Annotated in this window: 15 protein-coding genes; 6 read left to right on the top strand and 9 right to left on the bottom strand. The window is 36.5% G+C overall.

Annotation, left to right across the window (positions count from 1 at the left end):
• Window position 1: 1 nt before the first annotated feature.
• From DRF59_RS18305 to DRF59_RS18295, 3 genes are all read left to right on the top strand, one after another.
• Complete coding sequence (locus DRF59_RS18305; RefSeq protein WP_115963627.1) at window positions 2-1,105, top strand: HlyD family secretion protein; 1,104 nt, start codon at window positions 2-4, stop codon at window positions 1,103-1,105.
• A 137-nt stretch (window positions 1,106-1,242) separates the two neighbouring features.
• A complete protein-coding gene (locus DRF59_RS18300; protein WP_002977631.1) occupies window positions 1,243-2,820 on the top strand; it encodes a DHA2 family efflux MFS transporter permease subunit in 1,578 nt (525 codons plus the stop codon).
• A 389-nt stretch (window positions 2,821-3,209) separates the two neighbouring features.
• The gene (locus DRF59_RS18295; RefSeq protein ID WP_115963625.1) at window positions 3,210-3,803 is read left to right on the top strand and encodes a hypothetical protein; all 594 of its coding nucleotides are present in this window, start codon (window positions 3,210-3,212) and stop codon (window positions 3,801-3,803) included.
• Between the two features lie 148 nt (window positions 3,804-3,951).
• Here the strand turns inward: DRF59_RS18295 and DRF59_RS18290 are convergent, their stop codons facing one another.
• Both DRF59_RS18290 and DRF59_RS18285 read right to left on the bottom strand, forming a co-directional pair.
• A complete protein-coding gene (locus tag DRF59_RS18290; RefSeq protein ID WP_115963623.1) occupies window positions 3,952-4,965 on the bottom strand; it encodes a TQO small subunit DoxD in 1,014 nt (337 codons plus the stop codon).
• Between the two features lie 48 nt (window positions 4,966-5,013).
• Window positions 5,014-5,439: a hypothetical protein gene (locus DRF59_RS18285; protein WP_123873709.1), complete on the bottom strand. Its 426-nt coding sequence runs from the start codon at window positions 5,437-5,439 to the stop codon at window positions 5,014-5,016.
• 102 nt (window positions 5,440-5,541) lie between these two features.
• On the opposite strand from DRF59_RS18285, the gene DRF59_RS18280 reads away from it, so the two are divergent.
• On the top strand, window positions 5,542-6,093 hold the full coding sequence (locus tag DRF59_RS18280; RefSeq protein WP_115963607.1) for a DNA-3-methyladenine glycosylase I: 552 nt from the start codon (window positions 5,542-5,544) through the stop codon (window positions 6,091-6,093).
• A gap of 35 nt (window positions 6,094-6,128) precedes the next feature.
• On the opposite strand, the gene DRF59_RS18275 is transcribed toward DRF59_RS18280, so the two are convergent.
• Window positions 6,129-6,533 (bottom strand): hypothetical protein, encoded by a 405-nt coding sequence (locus DRF59_RS18275; protein ID WP_115963605.1) that lies wholly within the window; start codon window positions 6,531-6,533, stop codon window positions 6,129-6,131.
• A gap of 158 nt (window positions 6,534-6,691) precedes the next feature.
• Entirely contained in the window at window positions 6,692-7,072 is a 381-nt protein-coding gene (locus tag DRF59_RS18270; protein ID WP_115963603.1) for a winged helix-turn-helix transcriptional regulator, read from the bottom strand.
• A gap of 91 nt (window positions 7,073-7,163) precedes the next feature.
• Here DRF59_RS18270 and DRF59_RS18265 point away from each other — a divergent pair, with 91 nt between their 5' ends.
• Window positions 7,164-7,694, top strand: coding sequence for an NAD(P)H-dependent oxidoreductase (locus tag DRF59_RS18265; protein ID WP_115963601.1), 531 nt, complete (start codon window positions 7,164-7,166; stop codon window positions 7,692-7,694).
• Between the two features lie 71 nt (window positions 7,695-7,765).
• Here the strand turns inward: DRF59_RS18265 and DRF59_RS18260 are convergent, their stop codons facing one another.
• Genes DRF59_RS18260 through DRF59_RS18245 form a run of 4 tightly spaced genes read right to left on the bottom strand, consistent with a single transcriptional unit; the run spans window position 7,766 to window position 11,286 of the window.
• Window positions 7,766-8,239 carry a hypothetical protein gene (locus DRF59_RS18260; RefSeq protein WP_115963599.1) on the bottom strand — a complete coding sequence of 158 codons (474 nt, stop codon included), beginning with the start codon at window positions 8,237-8,239 and terminating at the stop codon, window positions 7,766-7,768.
• Window positions 8,236-8,739, bottom strand: coding sequence for a DUF2199 domain-containing protein (locus DRF59_RS18255; protein ID WP_115963597.1), 504 nt, complete (start codon window positions 8,737-8,739; stop codon window positions 8,236-8,238). The genes DRF59_RS18260 and DRF59_RS18255 overlap by 4 nt, the downstream gene beginning before the upstream one ends.
• Window positions 8,740-8,769: 30 nt before the next feature.
• A complete protein-coding gene (locus tag DRF59_RS18250; RefSeq protein WP_115963595.1) occupies window positions 8,770-10,356 on the bottom strand; it encodes a patatin-like phospholipase family protein in 1,587 nt (528 codons plus the stop codon).
• A gap of 30 nt (window positions 10,357-10,386) precedes the next feature.
• A complete protein-coding gene (locus DRF59_RS18245; RefSeq protein ID WP_115963593.1) occupies window positions 10,387-11,286 on the bottom strand; it encodes a magnesium transporter CorA family protein in 900 nt (299 codons plus the stop codon).
• Window positions 11,287-11,359: 73 nt separating this feature from the next.
• Here DRF59_RS18245 and DRF59_RS18240 point away from each other — a divergent pair, with 73 nt between their 5' ends.
• Entirely contained in the window at window positions 11,360-12,382 is a 1,023-nt protein-coding gene (locus DRF59_RS18240) for a 3-oxoacyl-ACP synthase III family protein (RefSeq protein WP_115963591.1), read from the top strand.
• 74 nt (window positions 12,383-12,456) lie between these two features.
• On the opposite strand, the gene DRF59_RS18235 is transcribed toward DRF59_RS18240, so the two are convergent.
• On the bottom strand, window positions 12,457-13,617 hold the full coding sequence (locus DRF59_RS18235; protein WP_115963702.1) for a thioredoxin family protein: 1,161 nt from the start codon (window positions 13,615-13,617) through the stop codon (window positions 12,457-12,459).
• Window positions 13,618-13,761 lie beyond the last annotated feature (144 nt).

The following is a 13,761-nucleotide window of genomic DNA, read 5'->3' as shown; positions in this document are numbered from 1 at the left end:
AATGGAAAATAATAATACACAGGCAGCTGAACCTAAAAAGAAAAAAAGTTTAGTTTTTCCAATCATTTTAGCAGCGGTAGTAATCGGAGGAGGAATCTATGGTTACAGAGCATATACTTACGGACAATATCACGAGGAAACAGATGATGCCCAAATTGCATCAAATATGGCCCCTGTCATTTCTAAAGTTTCAGGATATGTAGCAGAAGTAAAAGTAAAGGATAATCAGTTTGTGAAGAAAGGAGATACACTGGTTATTTTAGATAACAGAGATCAGAAAATGGCTCTTGAACAGGCACAGGCAGCTTTGTCTACTGCTAAAAGTAATATTTCCAATGCGGAAGCTACTACTACAGCCACTTCAAAAAACATCAGTTCATCCGAAGCAGCAGTTGTAACTGCAAACGCACAGATAGAAGCTGCAAAAGTAAACGTTTGGAAAACTTCTCAGGACCTGAAAAGATATGCTAACCTTGTAAAGGATCATTCAATTACAGAACAGCAATATGAACAGGCTCTGGCAGCAAAGCAGTCTGCAGATAAACAATTACAGGTTTTGATTGATCAGAGAAACCAGATTGCGCAGCAAACAAATATTGCTTCATCCCAAACAGCAGCAAGCTCTCAGCAGATCAGCGTTGCAAGTTCTGTGGCTAAACAAAGAGAGGTAGATGTTGAAAATGCCAGATTAAACTTGTCATACACTGTTATTGTGGCTCCCGAAGACGGATATGTCGGAAAAGTTCCTACGCAGGCCGGGCAATACTTACAGGCCGGAGCACAGCTGTTCGCTCTGGTTAAAAACGACCAGAAATGGGTAGTGGCTAACTTTAAGGAAACACAGGTGGATAAAATGGTTGAAGGCCAGAAGGTGAAAATTGAAATTGATGCTTTTCCTGATAAAGAATTTGAAGGAGTGGTAAGCTCGTTCTCTCCGGCTACAGGAGCAACTTTCTCTATTCTTCCTCCGGATAATGCGAGTGGTAATTTCGTAAAAGTAGTTCAAAGGCTTCCTGTAAAAATTGATTTTGTAAATCTTGACAAGAATATTGCAAAAAGATTGAGAACAGGAATGAATGTGAAAGCAGAAGTTGCTTTGAAATAATATTTAAAATTGTTAAAAGTCAATGAATGTTGTTGTCAATGTGAGTCAGTTTTGCAGTCAATTCAGATATACTGTTTAAAATTTACTATTCATTTGCGTAACACAATTCACAATTGCCTTTTCACATCAAAAAAACTATGCAAGATTCATTAGTAGAATATGGAGCGCGGAGAGTGATCATTACGATTACTGCTATCCTTTGTGCCCTTCTTGAAATTGTAGACTCCACGATTGTCAATGTTGCCCTGAATGAAATGAAGGGGAATCTTGGAGCTACGCTTTCAGAAGTGGGTTGGGTGATTACAGCTTATGCTATCGGGAACGTAATTATTGTTCCGATGACAAGCTGGCTTTCACAGCAGTTCGGACGTAGAAATTACTTTGCGGCATCCATCATCATATTTACGGTATTTTCATTTTTATGTGGAAATGCCACCAATATCTGGGAACTTGTTTTCTTCAGATTGATGCAGGGTATCGGAGGAGGAGCCTTACTGGTAACCTCACAGACGATCATTACGGAATCTTATCCGATTGAAAAGAGAAGTATGGCTCAGGCTATTTATGGCCTGGGAGTAATCATTGGTCCTACATTAGGTCCGCCACTTGGAGGATATATTGTTGATAATTACAGCTGGCCGTATATATTTTATATTAATATCCCGATCGGAATTGCAGCCACTTTAATGACACTGCAGTTCGTAAGAAGTCCAAAATATGCTGAAAAGCGTAAAGTTTCAGATGTCGACTGGATTGGTATTGGTTTACTGGCTGTAACGGTAGGTTCATTACAGTTCATTCTGGAAAGAGGACATGAAGAAGACTGGTTTGAGAGCGGAATGATCGTAGCCTTTACAGTAGCTGCAATATTAGGATTTATATTATTCCTCTGGAGGGAGCTTACCTTCAAATACCCGATTGTAGAACTCAGGGTATTGAAAAATGGAAACTTAAGAATCGGAACGGTGATGTCATTTGTATTAGGGTTTGGGCTGTATGGGTCAACATTCATAGTTCCGCTTTATACGCAGAGTATTTTGGGCTGGACGGCACTCCAGTCAGGAGCTTTAATGATTCCGGCAGCTTTAACGACAGCTTTTATGATGCCTATCATCGGAAGATTACTTACTAAAGGAGCGAAACAGCAGATTTTGGTTTCCCTGGGATTATTCATCTTCTTTATCTATAGTTTCTGGGGATATAAAATCCTGACACCGGACACAAGTAAAGATGCTTTTTTCTGGATGCTGATCGTAAGAGGAGCCGGGCTGGGATTACTGTTTATTCCAATCACATCGCTGTCCTTAAGTACACTGAAAGGGCAGGAGATTGGTCAGGGAGCAGCTTTCACAGGAATGATGAGACAACTTGGAGGATCTTTCGGGATTGCAGCGATTACAACCTTTATTGCCAATGCCGGCCAGAAATACAGAAATAATCTGATTTCACATCTGGACGAAAACAGTTTTGATGTTCAGCAAAGACTGGCTGCTCTGAAAGCAAACTTTATTGCGAAAGGAATGACTCCTGATGCAGCAATGAATGCCGCTTATAAAATGCTGGACCTGTCCGTAACAAAACAGGCGACTGTATTGTCCTATATGGATGTATTTCTTTATCTGGGAGTAATATTTCTGATATGTATTCCGTTTATCTTATTTATAAAAGAAAGAAAAAGCAAAGAAAAAATAGATTTGAGTGAAGCCATGCACTAAAATTTAATTGACAAACCTCCGGATTTCCGGAGGTTATTTTTTTACCAGTCAGGCTGTTAAATTATTTAACCGCCTGATAATATATAGATATAATAAATGATAGTAGTTTTTCATATAAAATAAAATCACTTATTGGAGAATTTGTATTTTTTTTATAGCTTTACAGTAACAAATGAAAGAAATATGAATAAATTCCCTCTTCAACATCCTTTTTTCCAAAGGAGATATACCGGGTATTGTAAAATACTCAAGTCTGAAAGATTGTCCCATCTCTGAAAACACTTTACACAGCCATTGTTGTTTGACCTTTGTTTTTATTCATTAAAACTATTTAAGGATTGTACTGACTATTACAGAGCTATAAAATCTATATTTTAAAAACTTTTATCATGAATAATAATTTACAATTGCCGGAAACATTTTTGGCATTATCTGATTTCAGGAAAAATGACGTTTATCTTTCAGAAATGGATCGGGAGCAGATTATTTCAGATTTTTTCCCTGCTACCTTCACAGAGCTTGTTCAGCGTCTTTCCGATATTACAGGCGCATTCTACGGAGGAATGCTTAAGCAGGCAGGAAGGCTTTATGGTAAGGATGCTATAGAAGAACTTTCAAGCAGCTTTATGTATGATCTGGGATCAAGAATGACCTTAAAGAATTTAGATACAAAACCCGATTTGCATGCCGGGATTCCGGCAGTGGCAAAAATACTTATAGGGGCAGTTTTTACATCCAGTCCCGAATATAGTTTTGAACTTAAAGAATTGAATGACCATAAAATTGAATTATTGATAAAAGGAGTTGACCGCTACCATAAAATTGCACAGCGTCTAGAAATTGCAGAACTGTTGGAATGGCCGGTTATAAAACCCTTTATACAAGGCGTGTGTGATACTATGGGACTGGATGTTTTACTTGAAGTACGGGTTCTGGAACTCAATCCCGATAGCTCATGTATATATAAAGTGAGTCTTTCCTGAAAAACAAAATAAACGAAGTGATATTACCCGGGATTTACAAAAAGAACAGCTTATAAATTAAGGGCTGCTGTAGAAAACAGCAGCCCTTTTATATTTCTTCCTGAAAACAGGAAAAGAGATTTTAATATCCTGATATTTACCATTGTATTTATCTGACTATGGCTGTCCATTCAATGCCACTGATATCAATCAGTTTTAAAGTATGAATAGTATGCTTTTGAAGGATATTACTTATATCCAGTGAAATGTCTGCCCTGGCTCCCAGGGGAATAATCAGGCTGTATTTTCCTGGCTTAACTTTGGCTACATAATGATTTTGAATATGCTCACCAGACAGTTTAGAAAGTTGTTCATAATTGAATTCTTTCAGGATATTTCCATTTTGATCCAGGAGCTGAATTCCTATCAGGAAGGATCCGTATACATCTGCTCCTTCAGTTCTGTATACTTCAAATTTAAGATCTGAATTATCCTGCGAAACCTGAGAAATTTCAATGTTAGGTTTTATTGATTTATTATGCAGATTTCCCCAAACCCCACCATGAAAGTATTGATTGGTATAAAGGGTCAGCCCGAAAATAAACAGGGAACCTGTTAATACAATTGTTTTAGGCTTTGAAAAAGGAAGTACCCCGGATCCCAGCCATTGAAACCATTTTCGCTGTGTGAAACCTTGCTTTTTTTGTATGAAATAATAATCAAGAGAATAAGGGCCGCTCCCTGTGAGGTACAAAACAAAACCTCCTGCTACTCCCAGAACTCCTATCTGCCATTCATCAAGGCAGGTTGTCCCAAGCCAGCCGGATCCCAGAAGAATTCCAAGAGCAAGACTGAAGATCCCTATACTCATCAGTCTGGTAAACAGTCCTAGAATGATGAATAATCCTACTACAGCCTCAATAATTGTAAAGGTTATCATGGAACGTTGTAAAGCTTCCGGATGAGTAACCAGATATTCGATAACAGGTTTTATTCCTAATGCATTCGGAAGAAAATGATTGAACTTTTCTCCTATATATCCTTTTTCATCAGGAATTAATTTATTTTCAAGAATAAGTCTGCGCCAGAAGGCTGAAAAATAGGTCCATCCAATAACCAGACGGAAAGATAAAGTGTATAAGCCGGCCAAATCGGAAGGCCGGTCATTTATGGTATGTTTCATTGAAATATAATATTATTGTAAAAGACTGATTGAATTTGATTTTTAAAACTATATCAAATTTATTCTGAGTCTTTTAAATAAAATATATTTAGGAGGACTGTTTCCGGAAGTATAGCCTGAGTATTTATTAAATGACAAATTCCTTTCTCTGTTACTTTGTACATGCCATGCAAGGAAAATATCTTTGTCACTTAATCTTATAATCGTCTTTGAAGCTGAAAACCTGGTGGTTATTGCAGAACCATCACAGTTTGTAATCGGGGCGGATGTTGTTTTTACTTTATTTAGGCCACTGATGTATTGAATATCAAAAATATCAAGAATATTTCTTTTTACAGAACATGGAGATAATGAAAATGACAGTATAAGCATCATTATGATGACTTTATAGGTTTTCATATGGACTCCTGAACGTGACATGGATACAAAACTACACTTTATTTTGATTTGAGCTTTATAAATTGTAAAAATCATTTTGTGGTTTTTCACATAAATTCCGGAAATTTAATAGCTACTGACTGGCAGTTGTCACAATACACACTTATCTTTATCCCATTATTTTAAAAACAGAATTCAATGAGTTATTGTCTGGCAATCGAAAGAATGCAACCAGAAAGCAGGAAAGAACTGCATAAAAACTACCATGATCATCATTATGGATTTCCGATCCATGATGACAACGAATTGTTCGGCAGATTATTATTGGAAATCAATCAGGCAGGTTTAAGCTGGGAAACCGTTTTGAAAAAGGAAGAAAGCTTTAGAAAAGCATATGATCATTTTAATATTAAGAAAATAGCAGCTTATACGGAAAAAGACCGTGAAAGACTGTTAAATGATCCGGGAATTATCAGAAACAAACTAAAGGTAAATGCAGCAATAGAAAATGCCCGGACAATTATTGAACTGCAGAAGGAATTCGGATCATTTGAAAAATGGCTGGAACATCATCATCCCAAAACTCTGCAGGAATGGATGAAGCTGTTTAAGAAAACATTTAAATTTACAGGCGGAGAGATTGTTAATGAATTTCTGATGAGTACCGGATACCTGAAAGGAGCTCATGCTGAAATCTGTCCGGTTCACTTTAAAGTTTTAGAACAAAAGCCTTTATGGATGAAAAAATAGTTTTTTGTTCCGGTAATTTACCGGAACAAATTCATTTATTTCAGGCTTCTTACCGAAACATCAGGTTTTTCTCCCTGAGGAACAATGAAAATCGCATGATCACTAATTGTATCGCCCGGATCAAAATAATAGCTGCCGGTTACCGGAATTGTACTGGTTATTGATTTTCCAGATTTATCATATGCAGAATAAGTTACATTGATGATCTGGGCTTTCATTTTCAACTCAATCTTCTTAGAAGTGAGTCTTGCACCGGTAGCATTGATGCAGTCCAGTTCTACCAGCCCGATATTGCTGACAATTTGAGGAAAGGAAGTCAATCTGATGTTGTAGGGCTTTTCTGAGTTATTTTTTACAGAAGCAGAAACCTTATATCGGTCATAAGCTTTTCCCCCGGCTTCAATACTTTCTTTATTAAGAATATTGAAGGTAACACTCATCCCGTTAAGGTCCAGTGTCTGACCATCCGAAATTTTTTGTGCAACTGCAGTTGTCCCCCAGCAAATAGTCGTAACCAGGGCAATTAAAAAAGTCAGGTTTTCATAGTATTAGTTTGTGGATTTTATGCATACTAAATTACACAAAAAACAGAAAATAACTATGTCGGGAAAACATTATTCTTCCCAATGAGTTCTTTGTGTTCCTTTCCCCATTTTTCAAATTCCAAAATAATAGGTTTTAGTTTGTAGCCTATTTCTGTAAGTTCGTATTCTACCCGTGGCGGAACCTCAGCATAAACTGTTCTTGTAATGATTTTGTCTTCTTCCAGCCTGCGGAGCTGAAGCGTAAGCATTCGTTCAGTAATATTCTGAAGACATTTCCTTAATTCCCCGAATCTCATTTTTCCATTGATCAGATAACAGCAGATCGCCAGAGCCCATTGCCCTCCGATAATGTTGGAAGCATAGATTTCCGGGCACTCATCAGCAAGAGCTTTTTTATTGGCAAAATTGGTTGAAGTTTCCTTTATTTTAGTCATTACTTACATTTTTTATAGTACCATACAATGGGTAGCTAATGTACGAAATGTAAGTTATGTGTAGTAATTTTGTAATAGAAATTTAAACATAATGAAGACTTTAGTGATTGTGACACATCCGGATATTGAAAAATCTGTGATCAATAAAAGATGGATTGATGAATTAAAAAAATACCCTGAAAAATATACAGTTCATCAGCTGTATGAGATCTATCCTGATGGGAAAATTGATGTAGCTCAGGAACAGAAAATGATGGAGTCTTATGATAAAATTGTATTTCAGTTTCCTTTTTATTGGTTCAGCAGTCCGCCGCTTTTAAAACAATGGCTGGATGAAGTCCTTTTATATGGTTGGGCATATGGAAGTACAAGTGGCTATAAACTTGGAGGAAAGAAGATGAGTCTGGCTGTTACAGCAGGAATAGATGAAGAAGGATACAGCGCATCCGGGGAATATAAATATACGATGAAAGAGCTTTTCAGACCCTATGAACTGACTTTTGATTATATAAAGGCAGATTACAGAGAACCTTTTGTTTACTATGGAATTGAAAGAGATTCTTCCGATGAGTGGATCAACAGGAGCGTTCCGATGTATCTGGAGTTTCTGGATAATTTATAACAATATTATGAAAAGTAAGTTGAACTTGAATCGGAACGAGTTCAACTTACTTTTGTATGTATTCAAAGGTTTTACATATATTTTTCATTGAACTTTTGCAGATCTACCGCTTGTTCTTGAAAATATTCTTTAAATTTATCTGAAAGCCCTTTATCTTTAAATTTTATAATAGTATACCCACTATCAAAAGCAACAATTTCTAAAATACTTTCCTTTATTAAAAAATGATTAGGCTCCCAAACACTTGTATCTTCGGCAGATAATGTAGAGATTATTGAAGTATCTGGATTAATATTATCTGGAACAGCTGATATTATTCCCCAAATAATCTGAGGATTGGTATTATAAAGTTGTTCAAGCTGCTGACAATTTAAAATGAAAACATCCTGGTCATAATTGATAGGGATTGGTTGGCCGGTAGATATAAATTCCAGATCAGTAAGAATCCAGTTATAAACAGCCAGGTCATCCCATACTGGCTTCAGAACTTCCTGAAGATTCGTATGGAATTTTACTTTTTTTGTACTTCTGATAATCCAGTTCATCTATTCCTATTTAAAACTCTGTTAATCCTTTTCATTGCTTCTTCTTCTGCTATTCCGTCATAAAAATCATCCACAAAGGGATGATCATAACTTTGATGGGGATAAACAAATGGCCGGCCTATAGAATTATTTACTACAACTGTCGTAGGAATGCTTTCCGGGAAATCATAATCAGGAAGGTAAGAGCAAAGCCAGCCGAAATATTCAGCTTCAAATTCTTTATTGTCATAATTCTCAACATATTCATTAAAGTTTGTTTCGCTTAGCGAAACCCAAATGCCATACTCCAGATCCTGGCAGCTATCTGTAACTTCCTGTATAAGAACCGTACGGATAAATTGGTGAGTATATTCTGGATCTTCAATAATGCATAAATCGGAAGTAAGCTCGGACTTTTTACGCTCTTCTTCAGATAATTCTGAATAAAAATAAGGAACGGGATAGGCGATCGCAGGCCACTCCTCTTTTTCTTCTCCACAACAACTACAGATATACTTCATAATTCATATATTTTTTTAAGCTAAAGATCTTTACCCTACCGTAGGAGTATCTTCTTCTTTAAGTATTTTTCTCTCTTTCATAGAAAGCAACATCCTTTCATATTTGTATTTTTCCCAGTCGAAGCGGTTAAGAAAGTCAAGAGCAGCCTGGAACCCTCTGTTAAAAAGTTCTTCTTTTTCTTCCTTTTTCATAAAAAAGTTTAGCCAGCTGCTGGTTCCACAGTTGACCGTCTGTATACTGAAAAGATGGTAAAAGCTGTGTTTGGTAAGAAAAGTCTTATCATTGAACCCTTTTAAAGTACTGATGATATTTCCTGCATAGCTGAAAGGTGTTTTTAGAATTTCTTCGCTTGTTTTTCCTTTTTCTGAAAGAAGATCAGAATCGCTGGTCAGCTGCACACCAAAAAGCGGCATTCTGGGATAAAAAACTTCATCTGCATGAAAAAGGTCAATGGGAAAGTTGGAAATACTGCCTCCGTCAATAAAAATTCCTACAGGATTGATATTTTCCTGTTTGGTATTCATCCAGAATTTCCATGCATATTTTACCGAATCATCATCTTTATTGATCCTCTTTTGAAAAGGTTCAAAAAAGAAAGGCACGGACATTGACGCTCTGACAAATTCCGCCGGACTGATATGCTTCAGTTCTTCCTCAGACCAATATAAATTGGCCATTGTTGGAAGTTCCACTTTTATTTTAGCATTAATATCAGTGGTAATAATTACATACTCGGACCTGAGCTGATAAAAAGGATTGTTTTTATAATAATCATTATTGGCAGCACTTTCATAGAAAATTTTATATCGGGTCTGATCAATGTGTTCCTGATTTTTACTTTTAATATTTTCAATGCTTTGCAGGGCCATGGTATAATATTCCTGCCCGTTCCCGTAGCGGTAGTTGAGGTTAAGATGATGTTCCTTCCGGACAAATTTTTCATTAAGTTTCGCAACCGTTTTTATTCCAAAACTGTCGAGCGCATTTTTCATGGTGTTTAAAAATACATTTCCGGGGTTAAGCCCACTGTTTTCTTTTCTGAAATTATGGTATAGCTTTTTTATACAGAAGAACAGGATTATAGCCGGAACCAATGGAATCAGGAACATCAGTTTTGCATTCAGGATGGTTTCCGAAGATACCACGAAAGGAATACTGATCAGGATAATGAACAGAACAGCAGCAATGACAGCATTGACAGTAAAGAAATTTTTATTGTTGAGCATGGCATGGAGTGTCGTTTTTACATATGTTTTTCCGTCCATAAAATCTGCAAAGTTCCAGCTGAAAAGAATATCTTTAATAAGCTCGCTTTTGGCCTCTTCCTTCGTTTTACAGGCTGCAATCAGTATGGTATTGATAGCTCCGGCACTGGTTCCCGCCACTTTCAGAAAGCGGATGCCAAAGATCTCCAGACCATAAAGATAACCTACAAGTGCACTTCCCCAAACACCGCCCCCTTCCTGTACGAATTCTACATACTGATTTCCGGAATGGTCCAACAGATCTGAAAATTCCCTGGAAGAAATATTCTCATGCAACGCAATAAGCTTTTCCTTAGATGCCTGTGAAAGAGAGCTGTCATTCAGGATTTTATTAAGATCTTCAGTTTTCATGGTGTTTCTAGTAAAAATGACTGTTTGCGGTTACCACTGCTTACGGCGTACATAAATAAATGTACAGATAACTACCGTAGCCATTACTCCCACTGTAATAAAATAGCCGTATTTATGATGAAGTTCAGGCATATTATCAAAATTCATCCCATATACTCCGGCGATAAATGTGATGGGTAAAAAATATACCGAATAAATAGCAAGAACTTTCATCACCTGGTTGGCTTTTTGATCAGAAAGTGCCAGGAACATCGAAATAAGGTTGGTGATCTGTATATTCAGGTGGTCAAAATCTGCTACTACATCCTTATGCTTATCTTTTAAATCGACGATTGCAGAATCCGGCAGGTTTAATAATTTAAATTTATCAATAGCATCAGTAGAAATAACCAATACGCGTGAATTCAGCCCTGATTTCCGTTTCAGCTTATAAAGGCGCCGGATCTGGCCTGTATGGTTGGTATTTTTAAGGAAAATCTCATTTTCAATATTATCCATAGTCTCCAGCAGGCTGATAGACTCATCATCAAAGCTCTTCATGATCAATATAGCAATCATGAGGGCTATTTTTTCCGGAGTGGTTTCTTCCTGGGTGGCTGAAAGTTTTTTTATGGTTTCAGATATACTTTTGGTTTTCATCCGGTGGATGGTGATAATAGTCCTGTCTACTAAAAAAATAGCAATTTTGGTACTGATGTCACTGATTGTATTCAGATTTTTCCTTTCCAGTTCTGTACTTTCCCTGAGAAGAAAAAACTTTATATTTCCATCTTCTTCATATTTTGGGAGGTGATTGGGATCTATGGTATCTTCCAGAAGAAGATTATTGATCTCATATCTTTCATGAAGAAATTTCAGGTCTTCCGCAGTAGGAGCCTCTACATCTACCCATTCGCATTGGGGATTTCTGTATACCGTATCAATTGACATAAAGTAAAAATACTAATATTTTGAAAAACTATGTGTTAAATAAGTTTTATCTTTGCCAAAATTATAAAACTATATGATTAAAAGTACAATTAAAGGTGTGGGATTTTATGTTCCAGATAACATTGTTACAAATGATGATTTAGCTAAACTAATGACCACAAATGATGAATGGATCACAGAAAGGACAGGCATCAAGGAAAGAAGACACAGAAAAAATAGATATGATTCTCAGGAAACCAGCGCTTATTTAGGCTTTAAAGCAGCTGAAAAGGCTATTCAGCAGGCTGGGCTTACCTCAAAAGATATTGATTATATTATTTTTGCTACGTTGTCACCGGATTATTATTTTCCGGGATGTGGAGTGCTGCTTCAGGATATGTTGGGATGCGATACAATCGGAGCACTGGATGTAAGGAACCAATGTTCAGGATTTGTGTATTCTATGAGTGTTGCCAATGCATTCATCAAGTCAGGTACCTATAAGAATATTCTTGTTGTAGGAGCAGAAGTTCATTCTTTCGGTCTGGATTTTTCTGATGAAGGAAGAGGAGTTTCCGTAATCTTCGGAGATGGGGCAGGGGCTATTGTGCTTTCTGCAACGGAGGATGAAACTTCAGGAGATGTTCTTGCAGTAAATATGCATTCTGAAGGAAAATACGCTGATGATCTTTGTACACAGTTCCCGGGTTCTAAGTTCGGATGGAGTGACAGAATGAGAAAAGACCCCGAAAATGTAACCAATAAAGAAGTTTATCCTATCATGAACGGAAACTTTGTATTCAAACATGCGGTAACAAGATTTCCTGAAACGATGATGGAAGCCTTAAATAAGGCTGGAAAAACAGTTGAAGATCTTGATATGTTTATTCCGCATCAGGCCAACCTGAGAATTGCTCAGTTTGTACAGGAAAAGTTCGGGTTACCGGATGACAAAGTCTTTAATAACATCCAGAAATATGGAAATACCACAGCAGCTTCAATCCCCATTGCTTTAAGTGAGGCCATTGAACAAGGTAAAATCAAAAGAGGAGATCTTGTACTTCTTTCTGCCTTTGGAAGTGGATTTACATGGGGAAGTGTATTATTTGAGTATTAGAAAAACAGAAAAATAATAATAAAATTAAAATCCGCAGAACTATTCTGCGGATTTTAATTTTATTATCTTATGATTTAAAGACTTTTTAGCAACTTTTCAGTATCTGAAGAATCTTCACCATTACTTTTTGCAAGTTCGATAGACTTCTCTGCCCATAATTTTGCATTTTTCTTATCACCTACCTTGTTATAAAGATTAGCTAAAGTATCTGTATTGGCAAAGCTCTGATCTTTTTTTACAGATTCCTGTGCCCATAAAATAGCCTTTTCGAGAGAAGCTTTATTGTTAACATTCTCAAAGAAATTCCACGCATGCGAATTCAATTCTCCGGAACTTGCTTTGGAGTAATCCTGGTATAATTCAAGAATCAGTTTCTCATACAGGGCAATATCCTTATTTTTTAGCGCTCTGCTTGCTTTCATTGATTTAAATAACCTTTCAGCATTTTCTTTAGGCAGAAATTTCTGGGTTTCTGTCATGAAGTAATTCTCATCCCATGTTTTGGTCTCTGCATTATAGGCTTTTCTGGAGATTTCGGTCAGTTTAATACTTTTATCTGCCCTTTCATAATTATCTTTGGAAATAAACTTTAGGATATCAGCTTTTTTATCCTGAAATAATTTATATAAAGGTCCTTCTGTACTTTGAGGACTTGAGATCAGCATTTGGGCATCCTCCTGGTCCAATGTGGTTTTTTGTTCAAAATAACGTACCAATACCTTGCTGGCAAATTCAGTATCATTGTACATGGTAAGTCCTGCCAGATTTTTTAAGAAATCAGGATCTTTCTCTCCGCTTTCAAACTTTTGTTTCAATGCTGTCAGCCTTTTGTTGGGATCTTCAGCATCTTTTGCAAACTGTATAAAATCTTTTTCTTCTACATAGCCTAAAGTCCTGTGTACTGTTTCACCGTTGGGATCAATAAACAGGTAAGTAGGAAAAGCTTTTACATTATATTTTTTTGCCAGCTCAATTCCTTCCCCTTTTTCCATATCAATTTTGGCATTAATAAAGTGGGCATTGTAATAGTCACCTACTGTTTTCAGCGGGAAGATATTTTTTACCATCAGCTTGCAGGGTCCGCACCAGGAAGCATAGGCATCAATAAATATGAGTTTATTTTCTTTCTTTGCTTTTGCCAGGATTGACGCAAAGTTGCCGTCTTCAAACTTTATACCTTGTGCAAATGCGAAAACTCCTATAAATAAAGCAGAAATTATAGCTAATCTTTTCATAAAAAAATTTTTGTTCACTACAAATGTAATAAATATGATGACAATTAAATCAGTCATTTTTAAAATAATTATCCCTAAATGTTGATTTAATGACAGGTTTACTCTGATATGGGATATAATCATTTATTATTTTAAGTATATTAT

This window comes from Chryseobacterium flavum, from assembly GCF_003385595.1.
In the GTDB taxonomy this organism is placed as follows: domain Bacteria; phylum Bacteroidota; class Bacteroidia; order Flavobacteriales; family Weeksellaceae; genus Chryseobacterium; species Chryseobacterium flavum.
The sequence above is the reverse complement of the archived record's forward strand: the minus strand, read 5'-3'. Positions and strand labels throughout refer to the sequence as shown.